Below are 26,018 nucleotides of genomic sequence, written 5' to 3'. Positions count from 1 at the left end.
ATCAATTCAGCGTCCGCTTGCCCTCCGGGCTGTCCAGCGAAAACGGCGGGACGTCGATCTCGAACTTCTCGCCCGCTTCGGTTTCCATCTGATAGCGGCCGGCCATGAAGCCGGAGGCGGTCGGGAGGGGGACGCCGCTGGTATATTCGAACCGCTCACCCGGCGCGAGCACCGGCTGTTCGCCGACCACGCCTTCGCCGCGTACTTCCTGGGTTCGGCCGGAGGCGTCGGTGATCACCCAATGCCGGGTGCGCAGCTTGACGGTTTCCTCGCCCGAATTGGTGATCACCACGGTGTAGGACCAAAAATACTGCCGGTTCTCCGCCGAGGAACGCTCCGGCAGATAATTGGGCTCAACGGTCACTTCGATCCGGCGGGTGACGGCGCGGTACATGGCTCAATTTCCAGCTCTTGGCCCAAATATAGCGAAAATCAGCGTTGAAACCAGTCGTTCGGAACGACTTTCAGGTTGTGGTCGCGCGCCTCCGCGGTTTCAACATAGTTCCGCGCTAGCCAGCGGCCGCGCCGGAGCAGCGCCCTTCATGGCTGCGTCAGGGTGTCCGCCGAATGCCGTCAGACCTTCGCCGCCGGCAGCTCGGCTGCTATAGCAACGACAGGCGCATTGCGCGCCGCAATGGAGCCGCATGACTCCTCCCGTCACCACCGTTGCCGAGCCGATCACCGGCGCGCCGCCCGCAGGCGGTCCGCCGACCGAGCCGGCTGCGCCGCCATCGCGGCCGGCGACCCCGCCGCCGCGCAAGCCGGCGCCGAAACGGGAATTGCGGCTGGATCTGTTTCGTGGCTTGGCGCTGTGGCTGATCTTCATCGATCACCTGCCGGCCAACGTGCTGACCTGGTTCACGCTGCGGAATTACGGCTTCTCCGACGCCACCGAGATCTTCATCTTCATCTCCGGCTACACCGCCGCCTTCGTGTACGGCAAGGCGATGACCGAGCTCGGCTTCGTGGTCGCGGCGGCGCGCATCCTGAAGCGGGTCTGGCAGATCTACGTCGCGCACGTCTTCCTGTTCACGATCTTCCTGGCCGAGATCTCCTACGTCGCCACCAGCTTCCAGAACCCGCTGTATTCCGAGGAAATGGGCATCCTCGACTTCCTCAAGCAGCCCGACGTCACCATCGTGCAGGCGCTGCTGCTGCGGTTTCGCCCCGTCAATATGGACGTGCTGCCGCTGTACATCGTGCTGATGTTCTTCCTGCCGCCGATCCTTTGGCTGATGCGGCGATGGCCCGACATCACGCTGGGGCTGGCGACGCTGCTTTATGCCGCGACCTGGCAGTTCGACCTGCATCTGACCGCATATCCGAGCGGTGCCTGGGTGTTCAATCCGTACGCCTGGCAGCTGCTGTTCGTGTTCGGCGCCTGGTGCGCGATGGGCGGCGCCAAGCGGCTGTCGCGGGTGCTGGCGTCGAAAGTGACGCTGTGGCTGGCGGCCGCCTATCTGGTGGCGGCGTTCTACGTTACGCTGACCTGGTACACGCCGCAACTGTTCCACACCCTGCCGAAATGGCTCGAGCAGTGGATGTACCCGATCGACAAGCCGAACCTCGACGTGTTGCGTTTCGCGCACTTCCTGGCGCTGGCGGCCCTGACGGTGCGGTTCATTCCGCGCGACTGGCCGGCCTTAAGCTCGCCCTGGTTGCGGCCCTTGATCCTGTGTGGCCAGCACTCGCTCGAGATCTTCTGCATTGGCATCTTTCTCGCTTTCGCCGGCTATTTCATCCTGGCGGAAGTCTCCGGCGGCGCGGTGCTGCATTTCTTCGTCAGTGTGACAGGGATTTGCATCATGTCTGCCGCTGCGTGGCTGTTCTCGTGGTACAAGAATGTGGCGAGCAAGGCCGGGTCGCGGACCCCACCGGACGCCGACCTCGCGGGAGGCGATGCAGCATGAAGGCCGTGGCGATGGCCGGCTTGAAGTGGATGGTGGCCGTGGCGCTGCTCACGGCGGTCGGCTTGTCGCCCCGCGCAGCCGTCGCCGAGGATGCCCCCACCTGTGTTCCGCCAGCCTATCTGCTGGCCAGCGAAGCCAAGCTGAAGGGCGTCGCCGCGGCGCTGAAGACCACTCACAAGCTCGACATCCTGGTGGTCGGCAGCCGCTCCTCCACCATCCTGTCGGCCGAAAACAGCTCCTATCCCGGCCGGTTGCAGACCCTGCTGCGCGACCGTTTCCCGGGCGTGACCATCAACGTGATGGTCGAGATGCGGCCGAAGCGCACCGCCGCCGACATCGCCACCGGGCTGGCGGCGCTGGTCGCCGAACGTAAGCCTGTGCTGGTGATCTGGCAGACCGGCACGTTCGACGCGATCCGCTCGATCGACCCGGACGATTTCCGCACCGCGTTGGGGCAGGGCATCGATGCGGTGAAGCAGGCCGGCTCTGACATCATCTTGATGAATTTGCAGTATAGTCCCCGCACCGAGACCATGATCAATCCGGCGCCGTATCTCGACGCGATGCGGGTGGTGGCGCAGGAACACGACGTTCCGCTGTTCGACCGCTTCTCTCTGATGCGCCACTGGAACGAGACGGGCGAATTCGATCTGTTCAGCCCGGCGCCGGGGATTGATCTGGCGCTGCGCGTGCACAACTGCCTGGCGCGCGCGCTGATGGCATTCGTCATCGAGGCTGCGCAGACCGATCCGGCGGAGGCAAGGACCCAGCGTTAATGAGAGTTTCCGGCCCTTTGAGATCGGCCGCCGTCGCGGCGTTTTTGGCGACGGCGTCCCTCCTGATCGCTCCTCCGCAAAGCTTCGCGCAGACCCCATCGGAGCCAGCCCCGCCAGCCGCCGAGGCGGCGCCGATCGTGGCGCCCGGCGAGGGCGAGGTCGATGTTTCTACGCTCGAGCGCAAGAAAACCGTCGCGGGCGCCGCGCTCGACAAGATTAAAGATGTCGCCAAGCAGGCCGGCGACATCCTCGGTCGCGTGCCCTGCCTGCCGCCGAAGGGCGGCGCCAAGTCGATCGGCGCCTTGCCGCGGGTGGCACGCAAGCTGGCCGATCACCGCCCGGTGGTGATCGTGGCATTCGGCTCGTCCTCCACCCAGGGCTACGGTTCGACGTCGCCGGCCTTCAATTATCCGAACCGGCTGGCCGCGCAGCTCCGCCGCCATTACCCGGCCTCCGACATCACCGTGGTCAACAGCGGCAAGGGCGGCGAAGACGCGCCCGAAATGATGCGGCGGCTGAAGTCGACGGTGCTGGATGCGAAGCCGGATCTGGTGATCTGGCAGGTCGGCACCAACGCGATCCTGCGCAATCTCGATCCGGCCGACACCGGCAAGCTGGTCGACGACGGCATCAAGGCGATCCAGTCCGCCGGCGCCGATATCGTGCTGGTCGATCCGCAATACGTGCCGCGCGTCAACGAGCGCGGCGAGAACGCCGGCAAGATGATCAAGGCGCTCGGCCGGCTCGCCGAGCTGCGCCGTGTCGGCATCTTTCCGCGGTTCGAAGTGATGAAGGAATGGCACGAGCAGCAGGCCATCCCGTTCGACAAGTTCGTGATCGCCGACGGGCTGCACATGAACGACTGGGGCTACGCCTGCTTCGCGCAGCTGCTCGGCGACGGCATCATTCGCTCGGTCGATCAGGTCCGTCTCGGCACCGCCGGTCCGAGTGACGTCACGGCATTTCGGCCGATGTAACGAATGCGGCGATGACTGCGGTCATCGCGCGCGCAATCACCTGATCGGTCTCACGTAACCGCTGGTCACGACGTTACCGAAACAGTCCCGGACGACGCTGTGCGTCGCCCGATACTTTGCGTCACTGCCGATACAGCGGCTCGCTCACACCTTGTCGAGCGCGGCGAGCAGATCCTCGATCAGATCGTCTTTGTGTTCGAGGCCGGCCGACAACCGGATGAAGCCTTCGCTGATGCCGAGTTCGGCGCGCGCTTCAGGCTTGAGGCGCTGATGCGTCGTCGTGGCCGGGTGGGTGACGAGGCTCTTGGCGTCGCCGAGATTGTTGCTGATCTTCACCAGCTTCAGCGCGTTGAGGAAGCGGAAGGCTTCGGCCTTGCCGCCCTTTACTTCGAAGCCGACCAGGGTCGAGCCGGCGCCCATCTGCTTCTTAACCGTGGCGGCCTGGGGGTGATCATCGCGGCCCGGATACACCAGGCGCGGCACCTTCGGGTGGCCGGCCAGCGCATCGGCGATCGCGGCCGCATTGGAGGTCTGCTTCTCGACCCGGACCGCCAGCGTTTCCAGGCCCTTCAGCAGCACCCAGGCGTTGAACGGCGACAGCGACGGGCCGGTCTGGCGCAGATACATTTGGATGTGTTCTTCGATGAACGCCTGCGACGACAGCACCACGCCGCCGAGACAGCGGCCCTGGCCGTCGATGTGCTTGGTGGCGGAGTAAACCACGACGTCGGCACCGAGCTGCAGCGGGCTCTGCCAGATCGGCGTCGCGAACACGTTGTCGACCACGAGCCGTGCCCCGGCCGCATGCGCGATCTCGGCGATCGCGCCGATGTCGAGCACGTCGAGGGTCGGGTTGGTCGGGCTCTCCAGGAAGAACGTCTTGGTGTTCGGCCGAACCGCGCGCTGCCACTGGTCGAGATCGAGGCCGTCGACCAGCGTCGACTCGATGCCGTAGCGCGGCAGCAGGTCTTCGACGACATAGCGGCACGAGCCGAACATCGCCTTGGAAGCGACGACGTGATCGCCCGCGCGCAGCGGCGCCAGCATCGCGGCGGTCACCGCAGCCATACCGGTGGCGGTCGAGCGCGCCGCTTCGGCGCCCTCGAACTCCGCCATCCGCTGCTCGAAGCTGAACACGGTCGGGTTCGAGAACCGCGAATATTGGAAGCCGGCGTCATCGCCGGTGAAGCGCGCTTCGCACTGCTCGGCGCTGTCGTAGACGAAGCCCTGGGTCAGGAACAACGCCTCGGACGTCTCCCCGAATTGCGAGCGCAAGCTGCCGGAATGCACCAGGCGGGTCTCGCGGCGGAAATGGGCCGTGGCGGGAACGGGAATGGTCGGTTTGGACTCGGACATGTGGTCTCCAGCGTGCCCACATCGGACGATGCGGGCACAAAAAAACCGGCCTGGGGCTCAACCCTCGGGCCGGGACCACAACGTCCCCGGCCTGTTTAGCGACTTGTTTAACGTGGCTGCAAGCCGGCCGGCTCAAATCACCACGGGATAAGTCGGGCTCTTAATCCTCCGTACTCTTCCCGTCAAGCCGGGCTTCGGCTAGCGGTTGAGGCTCGTATCTGAGTTTCCCGGAGGGCATGGCTTGCGCTCCGAAGGACCGACACCGTGCCGTTCACCCTGCCGCCCGACGCCAACGGAATTCTGCCCGACCGCATGATCGCGGCGATGACGGAGTCGGGCCTGATCCTGCCGGACTATCCGTTCGTCGAGAGCCAGATCCAGCCGGCCAGCCTCGACCTGCGACTCGGGCCGATTGCCTACCGGGTCCGCGCCAGCTTCCTGCCGGGGCCGGACTGCACCGTGGCGGAGCGGATCGACGAGCTGAAGCTGCACGAGATCGACCTGTCGGACGGCGCCGTGCTGGAAACCAACTGCGTCTATATCGTGCCGCTGCTCGAAAGTCTGGCGATGCCGCGCCACATCGTGGCGGCCGCCAATCCGAAAAGCTCGACCGGCCGGCTCGACGTGTTCACCCGGGTGATCGCCGACGGCACCCGCCGCTTCGACATGATCGGCGCCGGCTATCACGGTCCCCTCTACGCCGAGATCAGCCCGAAGACTTTCCCGGTGCTGCTGCGCGAAGGCTCGCGGCTGTCGCAGGTCCGCTTCCGCGTCGGCCAGGCCACGCTGGAGCAGGACGAACTCGACGCGCTGCATGATGCCGAGCGGCTGGTCGATGCCGACGATGCGGATCTCACCGGCGGCGTCGCGCTCAGCGTCGACCTCTCGGGCGAAAATTCCGACGGTTTCGTCGGCTATCGCGCCAAGCGCCACACCGGCGTCGTCGATATCGACCGCCGCGGCGGCTATGCGGTCGGCGAATTCTGGGAGCCGATCGCGGCTCGCCCCGACGGCACGCTGATCCTCGATCCCGGCGAATTCTACATCCTGGCTTCGAAGGAAGCCGTGCAGGTGCCGCCGGACTACGCGGCCGAGATGGTGCCGTTCGATCCCTTGGTCGGCGAATTCCGCGTGCACTATGCGGGCTTCTTCGATCCCGGCTTCGGTTACGAAGGCGCCGGCGGCTCGGGTGCCCGCGCGGTGCTGGAAGTTCGCTCGCGCGAAGTGCCGTTCATTCTCGAGCACGGCCAGATCGTCGGTCGCCTGATCTACGAAAAGATGCTGTCGCGCCCCGACGCGATGTACGGCCAGCGCATCGGCTCCAACTACCAAGCCCAGGGCCTGAAGCTGAGCAAGCACTTCAAGGCGTGAGTTCGATCACGGCTGCTGACGGCCGAGGTCTCCACGCACGAGGGCGATAGCCGTTTCGGTCTGCTCCAGCTTTGCCGCTATTTCTTCTGCCGTCAGGTGCGCTTCCGTGGCGGGGTCGTCGGAAGGATAGCGAAACGCGGTCGCCCAGGGTGTGATCGACGAGAGCTCTTCGAACAGCGGTCGGGCCGTGTCTCCGGCCGGTACCAGATTGGTCAACGCAACTAGATCGTGCCCTCGGCCGCCGTGCCGCGGAAAAGCGATGCGAAGAGCAATCAGCCGTGCCTTGATCGCCTTCTCGGCGGCTTGTTGAGCCAGATAGGCGGCTTGCGGCAATGAAGCTGGAGGAGTGAGCAAGCGGCGTGCCGCAGTTGCGTCGCTCGTAGCCAGATCAAGCCAGAGCCCGGGATCGCTCGAGCTCATGGCGCCAATGAAAGCGCGGTCTTGTCGAAGACGACGCGGCCGTCTCGCTCGATCTGATGACTGATGCTGCTGGAGTCGGTCCGCGCCGCTTCGAAGCGGCTTCGACGCATAGGTACGATTTGGATCGGAATGCCCAGATCCGAAACCTGCTGCCACAGAGAGACCGGCGTGAACGCTCCCGGCGCGACGTCGTCGCTCAAGATCACGCACAGGTCGTAATCACTATCGGGCGTGTGGTCTCCGCGTGCTCGGCTTCCGAACAGGATGATCGTCTCGACCGGCCCGACCGTGGCTAACCGGTTGACGGCCTCGCGCAAACGAAGCGGTTCGTCGATGTCGAAAGCGACGCTCATGCGCAACTTATAGCATGAACGGCCCCAAAAATCAGCACCACCGATCCAGTTGTCGGAATGCTGCGTGGGTGAGGTGCGCTCAATTGGATGCCGACTGATTACCCGCCGGGGTCACCCGCCAGATCGCGTTGCCGACGTCGTCGGCGACCAGCAGCGCGCCGCGCTGGTCCAGCGCGACACCGACCGGGCGGCCCTGCGCCTGTTCGTCGGCGTTGAGGAAGCCGGCCAGAACGTCGCGCGGCGGCCCGGACGGTTTGCCGCCTTTAAATGGGATGAAGATCACCTTGTAGCCGGAGTGCGGCTTGCGATTCCACGAGCCGTGCTGGCCGACGAAGGCACCGCCCTTCATCGCGTCGGGAAACAGATCGCTGGTGTTGAAGGCGAGCCCGAGCGAGGCCGTGTGGTTGCCCAGCGCGTAGTCCGGCACGATCGCTTTTTCGACCAGATCCGGCCGCGGCGGCTTGACGCGGTCATCGACGTGCTGGCCGAAGTAGCTGTACGGCCAGCCGTAGAATCCGCCGTCCTTCACCGAAGTCATGTAATCGGGCACGAGGTCGCTGCCGATCTCGTCGCGCTCGTTGACGACGACCCACAATTCGCCGGTCTCGGGATGGAAAGCCGGACCGTTCGGGTTGCGCAGGCCGGACGCGAACAGCCGCGTCGCGCCGCTCTCCCGGTCGACCTCGATCACGGCGGCGCGGTTTTCCTCGACCGCCATGCCGTGTTCGGCGGCGTTGCTGTTGGAGCCGGAGGTCGCGTACAGCTTGCGGCCGTCCGGGCTGGCGACGAGATCCTTGGTCCAGTGATGATTGAGCGGGCCGGCCGGCAGATCGGCCAGCTTTTCGCCCGCTGCGGTGATCCGGGTGTCGCCCGGATTGTAGGGGAAACGCACGATCGCATCGGTGTTGGCGACGTAGAAGTCGTTACCGACCAGCGCCATGCCGAACGGCGAATTGAGGCCCTGGAGGAACGTCTCGCGGATCTCGGCGACGCCGTCGCCGTCGGCATCGCGCAGCAGGGTGATGCGGTTGGCGCTTGGCGTCCGGGCGCCGGCCTGCCCCATGACGTACTCGGCGACCCGGCGCTTGAGGCCCTTGCCCTCTTCGGGGCGTTCCGGCGCGTTGGTTTCGGCCACCAGCACGTCGCCGTTCGGCAGCACGTGGATCGTGCGCGGGTGATCGAGCCCCCTCGCGAACGCCGTCACCGCAAATCCCTCGGCCGGTTTCGGCGTGGCGCCCTCTGACCAGCCCACCGCCTTTGCGATATTGACCGTCGGCAACAGCGTGTTCGCCGGCTCCGGCAGCGTCGGCGAGGGGCCGAAATCCTCGCCCTGTGCCAGATTGGACTGATCGCCGCAGGCCGCGAGCGGCAGCACCAGGGCGAGGCACAGGGCGAGCCGGCTGGTCGGAAGCGATCGGCGCATCGACAAATCTCCACGGGAGGAACTGAACAATGGCAATGTCGGAAGCGGGGTTGTGTTCAATTCCCACCCGTGAAAATCAGTGAGACGGCTGGTCGCAGGGCGGCCGCGGCAGAAACCACGAACAAGAACGACAACGGGAAGAGAGCCGATGGGAGAAACGTCCGAGACCGCGCAAGCGGCGCGGTCGCGCGGATGGCGCGGCGTCGCCGATCTGTATCATGCGGTGTTCACCGGCTTGGTCCTGTCTCTGGTCAGCCGCCGCGGCACGGCGGATGCCGCCGAATTCGTATTCCGGGTGTTTCGCCGTCAGCAGCAGGAGCGGTTCGTCTCCGGCCTCGCCAAGCTCGGGCTCAGCGATCTGCCGCCGGCGGTCGCGGCGGCGCAGTATCACTATCTGTCGAACTGGATCGGCGGCGTGCATGTCGAGTACATGTACGAAACCGATCGCAAGGCGTGGATCCGCTATCCGCCGCCGCGCTGGATCTGGCGCGGCACCGCGATCTGCGGCGTGCCGGGCGAGGTGTCGAAGGCGATGTTGCGCGGCTGGCACGCCAACAATGGCGTCGCGCTCGGCAATCTCAAGCTCGGCTTCGTCTGCACCAAGCAGAGCGTCGACGGCCAGGACGGCTTGGAAGGCTATTACTATGAAGCCGACCATGCCCTCGAGCCGGATCAGCGGCTGCAATTCGCCCGCCATCTCGAAGCGCCGCTGTTCGATCCGGCCGCGGCGCCGGCGCTTCCGGTCGAGAGCTGGCCGAAGCCGCGGCTGGAGAAGGCCTATCGCAACTACGCGATGGAATATGTTCGCACGGCGGCGCCGACGCTGGTGCAGCTGTTCGGCCCGCTCGACGGCGGCTATCTGCTGCATCTCACCGGCAAGCTGATCGGGATGCAGAGTTACGACGAACTGGCGCCGGCGCTCGGGGGCACCGGCCGCGATGCGGCGGGCTTCGCCGCCATGCTGCGGGCGCTGCTCGACGCGCAGGGCGATGAGGTCGAGTTGCGCGAAGTCGGTGGCGGCTTCGAATTGCGGCAGGGCGGCTGGAAATTGATGGACGGCGTTGCCGACGCCGATCCGGCCTGCCTGCGGGTGCTTGAAGGGCTGGCCGAGGGGCTGGCTGCGGCGTGCGGCCGGGGCATCGCTGTCAGCCTCGCCAGTGATCACCGCACCGCCTCGCTGGTTTGGACGGTGCGCTGAGCCGTTCCGACCTATCTGCGGGTGGCCATGCGCGGCGCGACCATCGCGCCGGCCCGGAACGGTGATAGGAAGACTGACGCCCGGCTGAAGATCGGGCTCGGGGGAAACGCATGTCCGATATTGCCGTGGCGGAGCTGCCACCGGTCGCGCAAGCCGCGCCGGCTCCGCCTGCGCCGTCGCCTCCGCCCCCCAAGAATCCGCTGCTCGACGACGGCATCCTGCGCACGCTGCTGCGGCTGTCGTGGCCGAACGTCGTGGCACTGACCGCCGGCACCTGCGTGGCGATCGCCGAGACTTCGTATATCGGCCGGCTCGGCACCGAGGCACTGGCCGCGATGGCGCTGGTGTTTCCGTTCGTGATCCTGACCATGACGATGTCCGGCGGCGCGATGGGCGGCGGCGTCGCGTCGGCGATCGCGCGGGCGCTCGGCTCCGGCGACGACGACCGCGCCGCGGCGCTGGCGATGCACGCACTGCTGATCGGGCTGTGCTTCGGTCTGGTGTTCACGGTCGGGATGCTGACGTTCGGCGAGCGGGCGCTGGCGCTTCTCGGCGGCCGCGGCGCGGTACTGAGCCAGGCGGCCGGCTACGTGCACATCTTCTTCGCCGGCGCGGTGGTGCCGTGGCTGATGAACACCTTCGCGGCGATCCTGCGCGGCACCGGCAACATGAAGCTGCCGTCGCTGATGATCCTGAGTTCGGCGATGCTGCAGATCGTGCTCGGCGGCGCGCTCGGCCTCGGTTTCGGCCCGATCCCGCGGTTCGGCATGCCCGGCGTTGCGGCCGGCACGCTGACGGCGTTCTCGATCGGCGCTGCGGTGATGGCCTGGGTGATCTTCTCCGGCCGCGCCGGGGTGAAGCCGCGGCTCGCCGGCCTGCGGATCGAGCGCGGCATGTTCTTCGACATCCTGAAGGTCGGGGCGGTGTCGTGCTTCTCGCCGCTGCAGTCGGTGCTGACGATCACGATCTTCACCCACATGCTGGCGCATTTCGGCACGGCCGTGCTGGCCGGCTACGGCATCGGCGGCCGGCTCGAATTCATGCTGACGTCGATCGCGTTCGCGGTCGGCATCGCGTCGGTGCCGATGATCGGCATGGCAATCGGGGCCGGCCGGGTGAAACGGGCGCGGCAGATCGCCTGGACGGCGGGGCTGGTGTCGTTCCTGTTCGTCGGTGTGGTCGGCACCGGGATCGCGATCTTCCCGCACCTCTGGATCGACCTGTTCACCGAAGACGCAGCGGTGCGGCTCGCCGGCGAGCAGTATCTGCGCGCGGCCGCGCCGATGTACGCATTCATCGGGCTGGCGATCTCGATGTATTTTTCCGCGCAGGGCGCCGCCAGGGTGCTGGGACCAGTGCTGGCGCAGACCGGGCGGCTGCTGTTCGTCGTGGTCGGCGGCTGGCTGCTGATCAAACACCACGGCAGCACCGGCAGCTTCTATCTGCTTGCCGCCGGATCGATGGTGCTGCTCGGGCTGACGTCGGCGCTGAGCGTGCTGGTGACGCGCTGGGGCCCAAAGCCGGCGGCCGTGCCGATCGTCCGCTAGCGGTCGGCCTGCCGCGGGGCAAACGGCAGCAGCACGTCGAACAGGCTTGGGCCGCTGGTGGCGAGCGCGCCTTCGAGCGACAGCAGGCGCCGCCGGATGATGGCGCCGCCATTGGCGCAGATGCCGCTGGTGTCCCCTGCGGCTGCGAGAGCGCGGTGGCACGGCACGATCAGGGCGAACGGGTTGCGCCGGATCGCCTGGCCGACCGCATGCACGGCGCCGGAGGCGCGGAGCTGCTTGGCGATCTCCGCAAAGGTCAACGTCTCGCCGCGCGGGATTGCGCGGACCGCCGCATAGACGCGGCAATCGAACGCCGGAATCCCGCCGAGATCGAGCGCAACGTCGGAAAAGTCCCACGGCTCGCCGCGCAACGCCGCCGCAATGCCCTCGATCACCGGTTCGATCCAGGCCTCGGCACGGCTCTCGCGGGCATCCGGGCAGAGCCGCAGCAGCCGGCGGCGGGTGTCGATCTCACGGCTTTCGGCCAGCTGCACAGCGAGCACGCCGCCGCGATCCCATGCGATCGCGCATCGGCCCATCATGGTGTCGAAGATCGTGTAGGCAGCCCCCGCCATAGTCAGAACCGTACCAGCGAAAAGCGGGGACGCATCTAGAAAGTGAACAAATTATTAACAACTTTAACGAGTCGGCATTGCGGTGCGGGAGGGGCTGCGGCGTCGCGGCGCCGGCCCCGCTCAATGATCGCCCCTTGGCGGCGCGCCCGGTCTCGGCTAGATCAGAGTCCGTCGCCGCGTCAGCGCGGCGCCCGGCGCGGGCGTAGTTCAATGGTAGAACGGCAGCTTCCCAAGCTGCATACGAGGGTTCGATTCCCTTCGCCCGCTCCAACCACCCCAACCCTTCCCCTGATCTCGATCGGCTGTTGTTGCGGGTTACCGCGAAGGGGTTGCGGCTTCCGTCAAACCTGCGCTGCTCGGTACGCTATCGCGCGCCAATCCCGGAGTTGGAGCCGTTGTGGCCGCTTGCTCTGCGCTGCGCGCACGGCAGCCTGCATCCGGAGTGTGCTCCGGTTGATCGGCGTCAACGCCGCCGCCGCCGATCAGCAGGAAGCTTAGTTACTGCTTCATTGCAGGGGGTACGGCGATGACGACCACCATGATGACTTTCGACATCTTGCTGTTGGCTGCGGCCGCGGTGTCGACGGTGCTGATTTTGTTCGGCGTAGTAATCGCGAGCGGTCATGAAGGCGAGCATCAGCACGCCAACGCGCGCGTGATGTCCCGGCACGACTGATCGTCACACGGCCTTTCGCGGTGGGTGTCAGGGCTTGCCGACCGCGTTGTTCAGGTCGTGCTTGATCGTCTCCAGCAGCGAATTCAGCACATCATTGTGCGCAGGTGCTTCGCTGCGCGCAGGTGCCGGGATCGGCCTGCTGGGCGAGCGATGCTGAGCAGAAGGTGTGACCGGCGGAAGTGGTGCCGGTAACAGCGGCTGCGCCATGGTAACTCGATTTCCGGCAGGCTGAGACGGGATGGTTGGGGCCGGTGGTGCCGGGCGCTGCGGCACAGCGGATGTCCGAGACGGTGGACGAACGCCAGTTTGAACCGGTGGGACTGCGGCACGCGCCGCCGCTGGCCGATGAGGCGTAGCTTCCCGGGCATGATTGGTCGCAGGCAAGGTCGGTTGCTGCCGCAGAGGAGTCGGTTCTGCTGACGTAAGTGTCGCAGCACCTTCCGGGCTGACGAAATCGCCGTACAGCACGTCGTCGTGACGACCCATCCACCACAGCGCGGTGCCATATGCCGCCGCTAGCCCTATAATCCCCAGAAGGCTGAGCTCCAGCATCAGCGGCCCCTCGCTGCCGCGACACGAGCTGAGCTCTCCGTGGTTGCCGCCACGCGGAAAAAATGCATCCCGTCAGGCGTGATCGCCGACGTTGTTACTTGGATGCTCCATCTCGTGCGCGGCGACCGCATGCGTACTCCCGAAACTAATCAATTCATTTCGGAACCCGTCTGGCCGTGCAAGTTATTTTTAATCTAATTCAAGATTGTTCCGGGGCAAAAAAGAAGCGCCGGGCAAAGCCGGCGCTTCCGCTAACTCAATAAGTGATCGGCGACGGCCGATTAGCGACCGGCCAGCACCGGCAGGCCGAGCATCGACGAGAACGGCGCCGGGTTGTTGATCAGCTGAGCCGAAGCCTTCTGATTGCTGGCGAGCGACGACCAGGCGTCCTGATTCTTGGTCAGCGACGACCACGGCTTTTGGCTCGAAGCCAGCGACGACCACGGCTTCTGCGAGGCCGACAGCAGCGGACCGAACATCGAGGACAGGAAGAAGTTCGGGCTGGTCAGCTCGGGGAAGATGCCGCCGAGGGTGGTGCGGGAGTCGGTCAGCCGCGGCGCGCCGGTCAAGCGGGCGGACGAATCCACCAGCGAAGCGCTGCTGCCGTGGCGGGAGGAGACGTCGCGGATCGCGCCGTGGCGGTTGAGGATCGCGTCGGCCTGGCCACCCTTGCCGAACGGCGGGTCGACCGTGACCACGGTACCGTCCTTGTCGCTGGAGACGATCGCGGCGTTGCTGAACGAAGCGGCCTTGAGCTCCGCAACAGCGGCCTGCGCCTTGGCTGCGTCCTGATACACCTTGAAGATCTGCGTCATTACTACCTTCCTCTAGAGTGATGCGTTGGTTGGAATTTCAGTCTTTGACCGACAATTCGTTGGCAACCCACCCAGTTCCCAACTTGGCATAGTTTCGCGACGCGGCAAGCCCTGCAAACACCAGGTTACCGGCGGCATCGCGCCGCAGCAGAACCTGCTTGCTTGCAGTAAATAATCACTTGCGATCAAGACGGTTCGATCAACTCCAGCCGGATCGTCAGTTCACGAATGCGTTGACCGGTAGCCCGGTATAGTCTTCCCCCGGCATCGACGCTCGGCCGTCGAGCTGACCGTGCCTCCGATTCTTGCCGGGCCGATCCTGCCGCTCATCTCCGACAGTCGGATGACTCTGGCGTGGCCCAGCGCTGCGGACCCTCCCTGGGACGTCAGATGCAAGACATCCGTTCACGGCCCTGACGCACGACTGTGCAACCACAGCGATCCGGATTCGGCCGCGCTCGGAACAAAGCCGCGCCCTGTCGCGTCTGAGACCGACAGGGGAGAGAGTTGAATGGAAACGGTTGCGAGCGCGTCGTGGTGGACGGCGGGTGTGCTGTATCAGATCTATCCGCGCTCGTTTCAGGACAGCAACAGCGACGGCATCGGTGATCTGCGCGGCATCATCGATCGGCTGGGCTATCTGTCCGACCTCGGCGTCGACGCGATCTGGCTGTCGCCGATCTTCCCGTCACCGATGGCGGATTTCGGCTACGACGTCGCCGACTATGCCGGCATCGATCCGATCTTCGGCACCATGGACGATTTCGACGCGCTGGTGCTCACCGCGCATGCCCGCGGTCTGAAGGTCATTCTCGATCTGGTGCCGAACCATTCGTCCGACCAGCACCCGTGGTTTGTCGAGAGCCGGTCGTCGCGCCACAATCCCAAGCGCGATTGGTACATCTGGCGCGACCCGGCGCCGGATGGCGGGCCGCCGACCAATTGGCTGTCGGAATTCGGCGGCAGCGGTTGGGAATATGACGACGCCACCGACCAGTATTACTATCACGCCTTCCTGAAGCAGCAGCCCGATCTCAACTGGCGCAATCCGGAGGTGCGGGCGGCGATCTTCGACGCGATGCGGTTCTGGCTGCGCAAGGGCGTCGACGGCTTTCGGGTCGACGTGATCTGGCATCTGATCAAGGACGATCAATTCCGCAACAACCCGCCCAACCCGGATTTCCGCCCCGGCATGCCGCCGCACGCCGCGCTGCTCCCGGTGTATTCGGCCGACCGGCCGGAGACGCTTGCGGTGGTGGCCGAGCTGCGCAGCGTGATCGAGGAGTTCGATCATCGCCTGCTGATCGGCGAGATCTATCTGCCGGTCGAGCGGCTGGTTGCGTATTACGGCGCCGGGCTGAAGGGCGCGCAGTTGCCGTTCAACTTCGCGCTGCTGTCGACGCCATGGCGTGCCCGCGAGATCGCGGGGCTGATCGAGCGGTACGAGCTGGCACTGCCCTCGGGCGCGTGGCCCAACTGGGTGCTGGGCAATCACGACCGGCCGCGGGTGGCGAGCCGGGTCGGTCCGGCGCAGGCGCGCGTCGCCGCGATGCTGTTGCTGACGCTGCGCGGCACCCCCACGATGTATTATGGCGACGAGCTCGGCATGGAGCAGGTCGAGATCGCGCCCGAGGACGTGCAGGACCCGTTCGAGAAGAACGTGCCGGGCATCGGTGTCGGCCGCGACGGCTGCCGCACGCCGATGCAGTGGGACGCCTCAGCGAATGCCGGCTTCTCCGATGCCCGGCCGTGGTTGCCGCTGGCGCCCGACGCCACGCAGGATAACGTTGCCAATCTGCGGGCGGACGCGCAGTCGATCCTTAATCTGTATCGCGCGCTGCTGCGGCTGCGGCGGCAACTGCCGCAGCTCGCGCTCGGCGATTATCAGCCGCTGGCCGCGGAGGGCGATCTGTTGCTGTATCGCCGGCATCATCAGGGACAGTCGGTGCTGGTGGCGCTCAATCTCGGACCGGATCCGATTTCGGCTGCGTCGGACGCCATCGGGCTCGATGGCGAGGTGCTGTTGTCGACGATGCTCGACCGTGCCGGCGAACGCATCGGCGCCACGCTCGATCTCCGCGGCAACGAAGGCATCATCGTCGGCCGCGCGCCGGAGGAGGTCGTGTAAGCGGCGAAGCAGCGCCCGAGCTCGTCCAACAGCTTCTCCGTCATTGCGAGCGAAGCGAAGCAATCCAGCTCAGTTGGATTGCTTCGTCGGCATCGCTCGCAATGGCGGATTGGAAAGGCCGTCGATGGTTCAGGCCCGTGCGCGTCCGCCGCCGTCGACTTCAGTGCGGCGCAGCAGATAATCCAGACCGCCGACCCTGAACCAGCGATAGCCGTAGCCTTCGATCAGCAGCTTGTGCCGTCCGCGGACGGCGTGGCTGTGGTTGGGGCCGAGCAGGTCGATCAAGGTGGCGCCGGCATCATCGGGCAGCCCGACCGCGAACGACACCTCGCGCGGCTGCTCGTCGAGATTGTGCACGAACAGCACGGAGTTGTTGCGCCAGTCGTAGCGCAGAATCAGCACCGCGGGATCGCGCGCGGCGATCACCTTGAAGTCGCCCCAGCCGATCTCCGGCACTTCCTTGCGCATTCGGATGATGCGTTCGGTCCAGTTCAGCATCGAATCCGGATCGCGGCGCTGCTGGGCGACATTGACGTGCTCGAAGCTGTAGGCGCCGTGGTCGATCACCGGGATCTCCGGCTTGTCGCTCTTGGTAAAACCGCCGTGCGGCTCGGTCGACCATTGCATCGGCGTGCGGGCGCAGCGCCGCTCAGGCAGCGCCAGATTGTCCCCCATCGCGATCTCATCGCCATAGCGGATCACTGGCGTGCCCGGCAGCGTCATCATCAGGCTGTAGGCGAGCTCGAGCCGGCGCTGATCGCCGCCAAGCATCGGCGCCAGCCGCCGCCGGATGCCGCGATCGTAGAGCTGCATGGTTTTGTCCGGACCGAACTTCTCGAACACGATCCGCTGCTGCGCCTTGGTCAGGCGGCCGAGATCGAGCTCGTCGTGGTTACGCAGAAATAGCCCCCATTGCGCGGTGGCCGGGCGCGGCTTGGTCGCGGCGAGCGCTTTGGCCAGCGGTCCGGTGTCGGCGGCGGCGAGCGCGTAGAACAGATGCTGGTTCACATGAAAATTGAACATCATCTGCATGCGTTCGCCGTCGTCGCCGAAATAGTGCAGATCGTCCTCGGGGCGGACGTTGGCTTCGGCCAGGATGATCGAGTCGCCTTTGCGCCATTGCAGGAATTCACGGAAGGTCCGCAGCATGTCGAACTGTTCGACCGGCTTCTTGACCTTCGGACCTTTGGTGGCGATCACGAACGGCACCGCGTCCATCCGGAAGCCGGACACGCCGAGCTGAATCCAGAACCCCATGATCTTCAGGATCTCTTCCTGCACATAGGGATTGGCGGTGTTGAGGTCGGGCTGGAATTCGTAGAAGCGGTGGAAGTACCAAGCCTTCGCCTGCTTGTCGTGAGTCCAGGTCGATTTCTGCACGCCCGGAAACACCATGCCCTGATCGGCGTGGGCGGGCTTCTTATCCGACCACACATACCAGTCGCGATACGGCGAGTTGGGATCGGCGCGAGCCTGTTTGAACCAGGGATGCTGGTCGGAGGTGTGATTGACCACGAGGTCGATGATCACCCGCATGCCTCGCTGCTTGCAGCCGTGGGTGAATTCGACGAAGTCGCCGAGCGTGCCGTAGCGCGGGTCGACGCCGTAATAGTCGGAGATATCGTAGCCATCGTCGCGATAGGGCGAGGGCTGAAACGGCATCAGCCAGATCGCCGTGACGCCGAGCCCGTGCAGATAATCGAGCCGCCTTGTCAGGCCCTTGAAGTCGCCGATGCCGTCGCCATTGGCGTCCATATAGGTCGCGACCGACAGACAGTAGATCACGCCGTTCTTGTACCAAAGGTCGTCGATCATCGGCGCTCGGCGGCTTGGGAGGAAGGAATTTTGGCCTGTCATTGCGAGGAGCGAAGCGAGGAAGCAATCCAGTGCCCCCCGCTCGGCGCTCCCGGATTGCTTCGCTTCGCTCGCAATAACGGACAGTCTGACGGCAGAGCCGTCAGGTCAGCGCCACGCCATAGTAATCGTCGACCTGGCGCGCACCGCGCCAATCCCATTCCGAGCCGCGACCGTATTTCGGCGCGCGTTCGAGTTGGTCGACGGTGACCATCACCTGATAGCCGCCGAGTTCGACGTTGTATTTCAGCGCCGGCCAGGGCAGTGGGTAGTGATCGTCGCCGATGCCGAGGAAGCCGCCGAACGACAGCACCGCGTAAGACACCCGGCCGCTGACCTTTTCGATCATCAACCGCTCGATCGAGCCGATCTTCTCGCCGTCCGGCCCGTACACCGCGGTTCCCTGCACCTTGTCGCTGCCGATCAGCTTGAGGGTTTCGTTGGCTTCTGGGTTCATGTTGGTCTCCCTGTGGAGCGAAACCAACGAGCGGATCGAAAACCTGTTCCGCGCCCGAGCCTGCGTCATCGCCTCTTCACAAACCGGAGAATCGTACTTATCCTCTCTGCATCGGAAACAACGGAAGGAGGTGGTCCAGTGTCTCTCTCGAAACGCTGTCACCTCGCTGGGGACGCCCGCTGAGGTTGGCTGACTGAGCATCGTTGCGGCGGGCACGAGACCCGCTCGCCGGAAGTGATGCACGAGCAGTGAGCCGCTCGGCCGAGGCGTCTCGCAGCGCCTGGGAACCAGCGAGTTACGAGGCGCGCGTCGGCGTTCACACGCCGGCGCGCGTTTGTCGTTTTGGGGCACTTTGTCACTTAGGTGACTGTCGCTTCAGCCACCGTAGTCCGGATCCAGCGAAGCGAAGTCCGGGTCTTTGTCTGCGGCTTCCCGCATTCCGCTGCGCTGCATGCAGGTTACGGCGCATGCGGGCGACGGCGTCAGAACGAGCCTGCGAGCGTCAACCGCACCGCGGTTGGTTCGGCCGGATGAACATGGCGGTCGTTGATGCCGCCCAGCGGCTCACCGGGCAGTCGTGACAGATAGTAATATTCGATCTGGTTGGTCTTGGCGTTGAACAGGTTCAGCACGTCGAGCTGCAGCCGAATGCCGTTGTCGAAGCGATAGCCGGCGCGGGCGTTGAAGATCAGCGACGACAGCGAGTGCACGCTGTCGTCTTCGATCAGCGGCCGCGGTCCGAAATAGCGTCCCTTCAGCGCGCCGAACCAGCCGCGTTGTTCGCCGAGCGTGATGCCGGCGCTCGCCACCCAGGCCGGCGCGCCGGGGATGAAGTCGCCAGCCGGGTCGAAATCCGTGAACCGCGCTTTGGTATAGGCAACGTCGAGATCGACGCCGAGCCAGGATAGCGGCCGATATTGGCTGGTCCACTCGACGCCGACGCGGCGGCTCGGGCGGCTCGGCTCTGTGGTGCCGGCATCGCCGACGAACAACAGCTCGGAGTCGAAATCGAGCACGAACACCGCGAGCGAGGTTGTCAGCCCCGGGATCGATCTGTTGCGGATGCCGAGTTCGGCGCCCTTGGAGCGCACCAGCAGCGGCACGCGGTTCACCGGATCGCCCGAGTTGGGATCGACCGTGATGGTGGCGCCGCGGATGTCGTTGCTGTGCAGTCCGGTGCCGGCGTTGCCGTAGAACTCGGTGCTGGCCCAGGGGCCTAGCACGATGCCGGCTTTCGGGCTGGTCATCGCCGCAGAAGCATTGCCGGAGTTGGCCGGATTGTCGCTGATCACCCGGCCGGTGAAGAAGTCCTGCCGCATGCCGGCGGTGGTGCGCAGCCAATCGGTCCAGCGCACGGTGGTGTCGGTCCACAGCCCGAGCGACTGCTCGGAGACGTCGTCGGCGCGCACCGTCGACAGCCAGTCGCGCTGATAGGTCTTGTTGAGGCCGACATTGATGGTGTCGGAGCGCGTCTGCAGCCCGACCCGGGTTTCGACCGGCAGGCCGGCAAACCGGTAGTCGAAGTGCTGCGTGCCGTTCAGCCCCAGCACGGTGCGGCGGTCGTGCTGGTTGAACTGGTCGCCGTTCACCGGATCGTCGAGGAAGTAGGTGAAGTCGTTATAGAGCTGCAGCGACGAGCGGATCACATAGGCGTTGATGTCGGTCTGGCCGATGTCGCTGGATTTCGCGAACCGGCCCGACAGGCTGTAGCGGCTGGCGATGCCGCCGTCGGTCGGATCGAGCGAGCCGTAGCGGCCGATCAGGCCCTGGTCGATCGCGCGCTGCGCCACCTGATCGGTCGAGGTCCAGCGGTTGGAATAGGCCATGCCGGTCAGCGAGAAGCCGTCGGTCGCGGTGCCCTGGCTGTAGCGCAGCACACCGTTCAGCTTGCGGACGTTGTCCGGCACGTCCCACGGGCCGTTGTAGGTGTTGGCTTCGAACGCGGCGAGCCAGGTGCCGTCGCCGACACGGGTCGAGCCGGCGCCGAGCAGCCGGCGATAGCCGAAGCTGCCGACCGTCACCTCGGCGAGAGTCTTGGGCATCGCCCGCAGATATTCGATGCCGAGCGCGCCGGCCGAGCCGAAGTCGCCAACGTCGGCGAAATACGGCCCCTTGCGCACCGTCATGGTGCTGATCAGCTCGGGAATCAGGAAATTGACGTCGGCATAGCCCTGGCCGTGGCCATGGGTCGGCATGTTCACCGGCATGCCGTCGAGGGTGATGGCGAGATCGGTGCCGTGGTCGAGGTTGAAGCCGCGCAGGAAGTACTGGTTGGCTTTGCCTTCGCCCGAATGCTGGGTGACCACCAGGCCGGGCGCGGCTTCCAGCGCTTCGCCGGGCCGCATGAACGGCAGCGCGTTGATCTCCGCGCCGGTGATGACGCGGCTGCTCGCGGTCTGGTTCTGCGGCGCGCTCATGGCGCCAGATACAGCGCTTGTGCTCGGCGCGGACGATGACGAAGAGGCGGACGATGATGGCGCCGGGACTGCGCGGCCCTCGCGCGCAGCGGTCTCGGGAGCATGTCGTCGCGGCGGCTTTGGCTTGGTGTCAGCTGGGGCGTCGATGGTGACCTGCGGCAGCGCCTGCTCGGCCCGCGCCGTGCCGGCCGTGAGCGCGACACTCGTCACGATGCAGCCGACCGCGCAGCCGCGCCTCATTGTTCGCCGGACACTCGCCACGCGCACCCCCTCGTGTCCTGCATCGTTGCAAGACGCGCCCGCCCCAAATCTGTTATCGCAGGCAGTCCCGGCAGAGCGCCCACGGTCGCAGCGTGCCCGGCGAGTATGACGAAGTCAATAAAACTTCATACTGACAACCTGGTAACCAGCAAGAGGCACTCGATGCATCGCGTCACCATCACGCTCGACGACGACCTGATGGAGAAGCTCGACGCCATCATCGCGGCGCGCGGCTACCAGAACCGCTCCGAGGCGATCCGCGATCTGGCGCGGATCGGCATCCAGCAGACCGCGGCGGAGACCACCGGCGGGCATTGCGTCGGCGCGATGGTCTATACCTACGATCACTCCAAGCGCGACCTGCCACGCAAGCTGACGCAGAGCTTCCACCATCACCACGATCTGTCACGCGCCACGATGCACGTGCATCTCGATCATGATCAGTGCCTGGAAGTGACGATCCTCGACGGCAACGCCAGCGAGCTGCAGCATTTCGCCGACCACATCTTCGCCGAACGCGGCGTCCGCTACGGCCGGCTGGTGACGATCCCGGCGGAGCCGCCGGCAGAGGATCACGACCATCATCACGAGCACGACTCGTGATCCTGGGAGGCACGCCAAAAGTCCGCTCCTGACCGGAAGACTCTCAACGTCATTGCGAGCCGAAGGCGAAGCAATCCAGGGGCTCCGTGCACCTACCCGCTGGATTGCTTCGTCGCTTCGCGCCTCGCAATGACGGAACGCTTTCAGCGTAACGGGGACTTCCGAGCGCGAGGCGTCTTTGCCGGGGCTTTCTTCGTCACCACCTTCGCCGCCTTGTCGTCGCCGATCACGCCCTCGCGCCGCTTCACCGCGTGGTAATAGGCCCACCACAGATGCGCGGCGGCGCCGCGCAGCGGGCGCCAGGGTTCGGCGAGCGGCGCCATCTGTTTAACGGTCGGGCGCGCTTTCAGGCCGAGGCCGATCCGCATCGCCTCCTGCACCGCAAGATCGCCGGCCGGCCAGGCGTCGCCGTGGCCGAGGCAGAACAACAGATAGATGTCGGCGGTCCACGGCCCGATGCCGTGCAGCGCCGTCAGCGTGGCGTGGGCGGCGTCGGCGTCTTCTTCGGCCAGCACATCGAGGTTGAGCCGTTCGGCGGCGAGCTCCTTGGCCAGCGCCTTCAGCGTCTTGATCTTCGCGGTTGAAAGACCGAGCCGGGCCAGCCGGTCGGCCCGCGCCCGCTTGATCGCGCCATGCTCGAACGGATCGAACGCCGCCGAGACCCGGCCCCAGATCGCTGCGGCCGACGCGGTCGAGAGCTGCTGGCCGCAGACGATCGCGGCGAGGCCGGCAAAGCCCGGCTCGCGCCGGCGCAGCGCCGGCATGCCGGCGACCTGAAGCACGGGCTTGAGCCGCGGGTCCCGCTTCACCAGCGTGGTGATGGCGTCCTCGAGGTCGGCCTGGCTGTCGAGATGGATGGTCATCAGGTGGTTCGGCTTTCCGGCGTCATGCGCGGGCTTGACCCGCGCATCCATCCGCTATCGTAAAAGAGTGTCATCCGATGGATTGCCGGATCAAGTCCGGCAATGACGTCAGGGGTTCAATGCCGCCACCCGTTTTCCGATTTGCCCCGAGCCCGAACGGCTACCTGCATCTCGGCCACGCTTTTTCGGCGCTGCTGAATGCCGATCTGGCGCGGGCGAGCGGTGGCAAGCTGCTGCTGCGGATCGAGGACATCGACCGCACCCGATGCCGGCCGGAGTTCGAACAGGCGATCTATCAGGACCTGTCCTGGCTCGGCATCGGCTGGGACGGCGAGGTGCGGCGGCAATCTGATCATCTCGACCTGTACCGCGACGCGGTGACGCAACTCGCGTCCCTGGGGCTGATCTATCCGGCGTTCGAAACCCGCGCCGAGATCGCCCGGCTGGTCGCCGATCAGGAAGCGGCCGCGCCATGGCCGCGCGATCCTGACGGCGCGCCGCTGTATCCGGGAGTCGGCAAGCAGCTTTCGCCAGCGCAGCGCGACGAGCTGATCGCCGCCGGTGTGCCGTACGCGCTGCGGCTCGATATGGCGGCCGCGATCGCGTTGACCGGCGAACTGAGCTGGCAGGAACTCGGCAAAGGACCGGACGGCGAAACCGGCACCATCGCGGCGCGGCCGGAGGCGTGGGGCGACGTCATCATCGCGCGCAAGGAAACGCCGACCAGCTATCACCTGTCGGTGGTGATCGACGACGCGCTGCAAGGCATCACCGAGGTGGTGCGCGGCGCCGATTTGTTCTGGTCGACCTCGGTGCACCGGCTGCTGCAGCATCTGCTCGGCCTGCCGGCACCGGTGTATCGGCACCATGCGCTGCTGCGCGATGCCGAGGGCCGCAAGCTGTCGAAATCCACCGGCTCGACCGGCCTGCGCGAGCTGCGCGCTGCCGGCGTCACGCCCGCCGAGATCCGAACCTTGGTCGGGCTTGCGGCGCCCATCTGAACGCCGCCTGATGCCGCCTGCATCGATCCCGGCGCCTACGCGCGGCGTGACTCCACCGCGGCGAGCGTGGCATTGTAGCCGGGACGGCTCGGGGGACTCATGGCGGTGAAATCGCGCGCGTTGCGCAGCGGGCGGACGCAGGTCAAGCGGACGCCGCCGAAACGCGTCCGTCGCAAGAAGCCCGCCTCGTCCGGCATGATCGAGACCGTGCTGGCGACCTTCGCGCACGAGGTCCGCACCCCGCTCACCGGTATTCTGGCAGTCAGCGAGTTGCTGGCGACCTCCGATCTCAACGAGCGCGAGCGGCGCTGGGTCGACACCATCAAGGCCGGCGCCGAGCATCTGTCCGGCCTCGCCACGCTGTTCGTCGACGCCGCCAGGCTCGGCACCACCGGGCTCGGGCTGCGGTCGGAGTTCTTCGATCTGCGGGCGCTCGCCCGCCATGCCGGCGACTCGCTGTCGGGCCGCGCCGCCGCCAAGGGGCTGCGCGCCACGGTGACGATTTCGCAGCGGCTGCCCGGCTTTGCGATCGGCGACGCGGTCCGGCTGCGCGCCGCGCTGGAAAACCTGATCGACAACGCGGTGAAATTCACCGAGCAGGGCGACGTGGCGCTGAAGGTCACCGCCGCAGCCGCCGGCCGCGGCAAGGCGCAGGTGTCGTTCGCGGTGTCCGACAGCGGCATCGGGCTGTCGCTCACCGAGATCAAGCGGCTGTTTCGGCCGTTCTCGCAGGCCAATGTCAGCATCGCGTCACGGTTCGGTGGCGCCGGCCTCGGTCTGTCGTCGGTGCGGCAAATTGCCCGGGCCCTCGGCGGCGACGTCACGGTGGCGCAGCGGCCGCGCGGCGGCACGGTCTTCACCCTGACGGTGACGCTGGAGCGGGCCAAGCCGCCGCAGATGGCGACGCCGGACGGCGCGATCCGCGCCACCGGCGGCGGGCGGCTGCGCATCCTCAGCGTTGAGGACAATCCGTTCGGGCGTGTGGTGCTGAACGCCATCCTCACCGAGCTCGGTCATTGCTGCGAATTCGTCGGCAGCGGCGAGGCGGTTCCGGAGCGGCTGGCGAAGGCCGAGTTCGACGCGGTGCTGATGGATATGGTGCTGCCGGGCATCAGCGGCGTCGAGGCGATCCGGCTGATCCGGGCGCTGCCGCCGCCGCTGCGCGCGGTGCCGATCATCGGCGTGTCGGGACGCGACCAGGACGAAGCGGCGGCCCGTCAGGCCGGCGCCGATGCGTTCCTGCTCAAGCCGGCTTCGCCCCGGGCGCTCGCAACTGCGCTTCTTGCAGCGTCATCCCCTCGGGCAGCCGCGACTTGATGATCGCGGCATTGAGTTCGCCGCCGTAAACGAAAATCGCGGCGATGAAATACAAAAACACCAGCGCGATGATCACCGACGCTAGCCCCGCATACATCGACACGTAGTTGTTGGCGAACCGCGCCAGATACATGCCGAAGGTGATGCCCGAGATCAGCGACGCCGCGATGGTGAAGACGATGCCGGGCAGGATCTGCCGGAACGACCGTCGTCCTGCCGGCAGATAGGCGTGCAGCAGGAACAGCGCCACAGTCAGCGCCGTGATCGCAATGCCATAGCGGCCGATCGTCAGCAGCGGCTCGTTATTGTGCACCAGCAGCGGCACGTAGTGCCGGGCGGTGGCGAGGATCAGCGGGCCGAGCACGATCAGAAACCCCATCGCCAGCGCGGTAAAAGCCGCCACCAGGGTGTAGCCGATCGACTCCAGCCGCAGCAGATACCACGGCCGCGGCTCGATCACTGCGTAGGCGCGGTTGAGCCCGACCCGCAGGCTCTCGACGCCGTTGGAGGCGAAGTACAGCGCCAGCAGCAGGCCGATGGTCAGCACCCCGCCGCGGGTGGTGGTCAGCACGTCGTGGATCTCGCCCGACAGCGTGCTGGCGACCTGCGCAGGCCAGACGTCGAGCAGCAGCTCGGCGGCGCGGTCGGCGAGTTCGCGCGAGCCGACGAAGCCGGCCAGCGAGGTGAGCACGATCAGGAAGGGAAACAGCGCCATCAGGGTCGACAGCGCGATGTGGCTGGCGATCGCCCATCCGTCGTCGGCCAGGAACGTATAGAGCGCATCGACTGCGACCGCATAGGCGTAGCGGATCTGCCTCACGGGTCACCTTGTCACGAGTTGCGGCCGGCAGGATGGCAGAACCTTAGCATTCGATACTAACCGCCTCCACCCGCGATCGTTGCGCCGGACCATGCGGCAGGGATAGCGCGGGATCAGTAGCGGTGTTATGAAACCTAGATGGCATCCTTCCTGAGTTCAATCGCCCTGCCGGTCGCGCTCTGCGCCGTGGCCTTGGTGCTCATGCTCGGTCTGATCAACATGATGCGGGGCGGTTCGCCGAACCGATCGCAGACCCTCATGCGCTGGCGGGTCTTGCTGCAATTCGTCGCCATCGTCATCACCATGCTTGCGATCTGGGTGATGGGCCGTTAGCTGCCCACCAACTCC

The 26,018-nt window shown here is 66.1% G+C and carries 25 protein-coding genes, 1 tRNA gene and 1 riboswitch; of the genes, 13 read left to right on the top strand and 13 right to left on the bottom strand.

The features are described from left to right. Position 1 precedes the first annotated feature (1 nt). On the bottom strand, positions 2-394 hold the full coding sequence (gene apaG, locus RPPS3_RS24085; protein ID WP_011160302.1) for a Co2+/Mg2+ efflux protein ApaG: 393 nt from the start codon (positions 392-394) through the stop codon (positions 2-4). A 250-nt stretch (positions 395-644) separates the two neighbouring features. Between apaG and RPPS3_RS24080 the strand changes: the two genes are divergently transcribed. Genes RPPS3_RS24080 through RPPS3_RS24070 form a run of 3 tightly spaced genes read left to right on the top strand, consistent with a single transcriptional unit; the run spans position 645 to position 3,663 of the window. Beyond that, positions 645-1,910 (top strand): OpgC domain-containing protein, encoded by a 1,266-nt coding sequence (locus tag RPPS3_RS24080; protein ID WP_107346304.1) that lies wholly within the window; start codon positions 645-647, stop codon positions 1,908-1,910. Continuing rightward, positions 1,907-2,686 carry an SGNH/GDSL hydrolase family protein gene (locus tag RPPS3_RS24075; protein WP_107346303.1) on the top strand — a complete coding sequence of 260 codons (780 nt, stop codon included), beginning with the start codon at positions 1,907-1,909 and terminating at the stop codon, positions 2,684-2,686. Before RPPS3_RS24080 ends, RPPS3_RS24075 begins: the two co-directional genes overlap by 4 nt. Beyond that, entirely contained in the window at positions 2,686-3,663 is a 978-nt protein-coding gene (locus RPPS3_RS24070; protein ID WP_107346302.1) for an SGNH/GDSL hydrolase family protein, read from the top strand. The genes RPPS3_RS24075 and RPPS3_RS24070 overlap by 1 nt, the downstream gene beginning before the upstream one ends. A 144-nt stretch (positions 3,664-3,807) precedes the next feature. Here the strand turns inward: RPPS3_RS24070 and RPPS3_RS24065 are convergent, their stop codons facing one another. Then, positions 3,808-5,019 carry an O-succinylhomoserine sulfhydrylase gene (locus tag RPPS3_RS24065; RefSeq protein ID WP_107346301.1) on the bottom strand — a complete coding sequence of 404 codons (1,212 nt, stop codon included), beginning with the start codon at positions 5,017-5,019 and terminating at the stop codon, positions 3,808-3,810. A gap of 74 nt (positions 5,020-5,093) precedes the next feature. Beyond that, positions 5,094-5,173: riboswitch (SAM riboswitch) on the bottom strand. A gap of 110 nt (positions 5,174-5,283) precedes the next feature. Here RPPS3_RS24065 and RPPS3_RS24060 point away from each other — a divergent pair. Next, positions 5,284-6,390 (top strand): 2'-deoxycytidine 5'-triphosphate deaminase, encoded by a 1,107-nt coding sequence (locus tag RPPS3_RS24060; protein ID WP_107346300.1) that lies wholly within the window; start codon positions 5,284-5,286, stop codon positions 6,388-6,390. Between the two features lie 6 nt (positions 6,391-6,396). Here the strand turns inward: RPPS3_RS24060 and RPPS3_RS24055 are convergent, their stop codons facing one another. The 3 genes from RPPS3_RS24055 to RPPS3_RS24045 form a co-directional block, all read right to left on the bottom strand. Further along, complete coding sequence (locus RPPS3_RS24055; RefSeq protein WP_107346299.1) at positions 6,397-6,810, bottom strand: HEPN domain-containing protein; 414 nt, start codon at positions 6,808-6,810, stop codon at positions 6,397-6,399. Beyond that, positions 6,807-7,163 carry a nucleotidyltransferase domain-containing protein gene (locus RPPS3_RS24050; protein ID WP_107346298.1) on the bottom strand — a complete coding sequence of 119 codons (357 nt, stop codon included), beginning with the start codon at positions 7,161-7,163 and terminating at the stop codon, positions 6,807-6,809. Before RPPS3_RS24050 ends, RPPS3_RS24055 begins: the two co-directional genes overlap by 4 nt. A gap of 79 nt (positions 7,164-7,242) precedes the next feature. Further along, positions 7,243-8,586, bottom strand: coding sequence for a PQQ-dependent sugar dehydrogenase (locus RPPS3_RS24045; RefSeq protein WP_107346297.1), 1,344 nt, complete (start codon positions 8,584-8,586; stop codon positions 7,243-7,245). Positions 8,587-8,734: 148 nt separating this feature from the next. On the opposite strand from RPPS3_RS24045, the gene RPPS3_RS24040 reads away from it, so the two are divergent. Next, the gene (locus RPPS3_RS24040; protein WP_107346296.1) at positions 8,735-9,784 is read left to right on the top strand and encodes a hypothetical protein; all 1,050 of its coding nucleotides are present in this window, start codon (positions 8,735-8,737) and stop codon (positions 9,782-9,784) included. A 110-nt stretch (positions 9,785-9,894) separates the two neighbouring features. Beyond that, a complete protein-coding gene (locus RPPS3_RS24035; RefSeq protein ID WP_107346295.1) occupies positions 9,895-11,331 on the top strand; it encodes an MATE family efflux transporter in 1,437 nt (478 codons plus the stop codon). Here RPPS3_RS24035 and RPPS3_RS24030 read toward each other — a convergent pair. Further along, entirely contained in the window at positions 11,328-11,906 is a 579-nt protein-coding gene (locus tag RPPS3_RS24030) for a methylated-DNA--[protein]-cysteine S-methyltransferase (RefSeq protein WP_107346294.1), read from the bottom strand. The genes RPPS3_RS24035 and RPPS3_RS24030 overlap by 4 nt on opposite strands. Positions 11,907-12,102: 196 nt before the next feature. Here RPPS3_RS24030 and RPPS3_RS24025 point away from each other — a divergent pair. Both RPPS3_RS24025 and RPPS3_RS24560 read left to right on the top strand, forming a co-directional pair. Further along, a tRNA-Gly gene (locus RPPS3_RS24025) sits at positions 12,103-12,176 on the top strand. A 256-nt stretch (positions 12,177-12,432) separates the two neighbouring features. Next, positions 12,433-12,582, top strand: coding sequence for a hypothetical protein (locus tag RPPS3_RS24560; protein WP_159059388.1), 150 nt, complete (start codon positions 12,433-12,435; stop codon positions 12,580-12,582). A 27-nt stretch (positions 12,583-12,609) separates the two neighbouring features. Here RPPS3_RS24560 and RPPS3_RS24800 read toward each other — a convergent pair whose 3' ends face one another. Both RPPS3_RS24800 and RPPS3_RS24015 read right to left on the bottom strand, forming a co-directional pair. Beyond that, complete coding sequence (locus RPPS3_RS24800) at positions 12,610-12,789, bottom strand: hypothetical protein (protein WP_234820051.1); 180 nt, start codon at positions 12,787-12,789, stop codon at positions 12,610-12,612. A 626-nt stretch (positions 12,790-13,415) separates the two neighbouring features. Then, complete coding sequence (locus tag RPPS3_RS24015) at positions 13,416-13,949, bottom strand: hypothetical protein (protein WP_107346292.1); 534 nt, start codon at positions 13,947-13,949, stop codon at positions 13,416-13,418. Between the two features lie 511 nt (positions 13,950-14,460). On the opposite strand from RPPS3_RS24015, the gene RPPS3_RS24010 reads away from it, so the two are divergent. Continuing rightward, positions 14,461-16,077 (top strand): alpha-amylase family glycosyl hydrolase, encoded by a 1,617-nt coding sequence (locus RPPS3_RS24010; protein WP_107346291.1) that lies wholly within the window; start codon positions 14,461-14,463, stop codon positions 16,075-16,077. Positions 16,078-16,206: 129 nt separating this feature from the next. Here RPPS3_RS24010 and RPPS3_RS24005 read toward each other — a convergent pair whose 3' ends face one another. The 3 genes from RPPS3_RS24005 to RPPS3_RS23995 all read right to left on the bottom strand — a co-directional run bounded on the left by RPPS3_RS24005 (position 16,207) and on the right by RPPS3_RS23995 (position 21,045). Further along, complete coding sequence (locus tag RPPS3_RS24005) at positions 16,207-17,892, bottom strand: alpha-amylase family protein (protein WP_107346290.1); 1,686 nt, start codon at positions 17,890-17,892, stop codon at positions 16,207-16,209. Positions 17,893-18,034: 142 nt separating this feature from the next. Further along, on the bottom strand, positions 18,035-18,388 hold the full coding sequence (locus RPPS3_RS24000; protein WP_107346289.1) for a PRC-barrel domain-containing protein: 354 nt from the start codon (positions 18,386-18,388) through the stop codon (positions 18,035-18,037). A 482-nt stretch (positions 18,389-18,870) separates the two neighbouring features. Next, positions 18,871-21,045 carry a TonB-dependent receptor gene (locus tag RPPS3_RS23995; protein ID WP_107346288.1) on the bottom strand — a complete coding sequence of 725 codons (2,175 nt, stop codon included), beginning with the start codon at positions 21,043-21,045 and terminating at the stop codon, positions 18,871-18,873. A 183-nt stretch (positions 21,046-21,228) separates the two neighbouring features. Between RPPS3_RS23995 and nikR the strand changes: the two genes are divergently transcribed. Then, positions 21,229-21,669, top strand: coding sequence for a nickel-responsive transcriptional regulator NikR (gene nikR / locus RPPS3_RS23990; RefSeq protein ID WP_107346287.1), 441 nt, complete (start codon positions 21,229-21,231; stop codon positions 21,667-21,669). Positions 21,670-21,812: 143 nt separating this feature from the next. Here the strand turns inward: nikR and RPPS3_RS23985 are convergent, their stop codons facing one another. Further along, complete coding sequence (locus RPPS3_RS23985; RefSeq protein ID WP_234820049.1) at positions 21,813-22,583, bottom strand: DNA-3-methyladenine glycosylase family protein; 771 nt, start codon at positions 22,581-22,583, stop codon at positions 21,813-21,815. A gap of 68 nt (positions 22,584-22,651) precedes the next feature. Between RPPS3_RS23985 and gluQRS the strand changes: the two genes are divergently transcribed. Beyond that, complete coding sequence (gluQRS, locus tag RPPS3_RS23980) at positions 22,652-23,533, top strand: tRNA glutamyl-Q(34) synthetase GluQRS (RefSeq protein ID WP_107346286.1); 882 nt, start codon at positions 22,652-22,654, stop codon at positions 23,531-23,533. 99 nt (positions 23,534-23,632) lie between these two features. After that, the gene (locus tag RPPS3_RS23975; RefSeq protein WP_107346285.1) at positions 23,633-24,850 is read left to right on the top strand and encodes an ATP-binding protein; all 1,218 of its coding nucleotides are present in this window, start codon (positions 23,633-23,635) and stop codon (positions 24,848-24,850) included. Here the strand turns inward: RPPS3_RS23975 and RPPS3_RS23970 are convergent. Further along, positions 24,777-25,670: a YihY/virulence factor BrkB family protein gene (locus RPPS3_RS23970; RefSeq protein ID WP_107346284.1), complete on the bottom strand. Its 894-nt coding sequence runs from the start codon at positions 25,668-25,670 to the stop codon at positions 24,777-24,779. The two genes, RPPS3_RS23975 and RPPS3_RS23970, sit on opposite strands and share 74 nt — an antisense overlap. A gap of 138 nt (positions 25,671-25,808) precedes the next feature. Here RPPS3_RS23970 and RPPS3_RS23965 point away from each other — a divergent pair, with 138 nt between their 5' ends. Further along, on the top strand, positions 25,809-26,003 hold the full coding sequence (locus tag RPPS3_RS23965; RefSeq protein WP_107346283.1) for a twin transmembrane helix small protein: 195 nt from the start codon (positions 25,809-25,811) through the stop codon (positions 26,001-26,003). The last annotated feature ends 15 nt before the right edge of the window (positions 26,004-26,018 follow it).

Source organism: Rhodopseudomonas palustris (genome assembly GCF_003031265.1).
GTDB lineage: Bacteria > Pseudomonadota > Alphaproteobacteria > Rhizobiales > Xanthobacteraceae > Rhodopseudomonas > Rhodopseudomonas palustris_H.
This window is presented reverse-complemented; position numbering and strand designations above follow the sequence as displayed.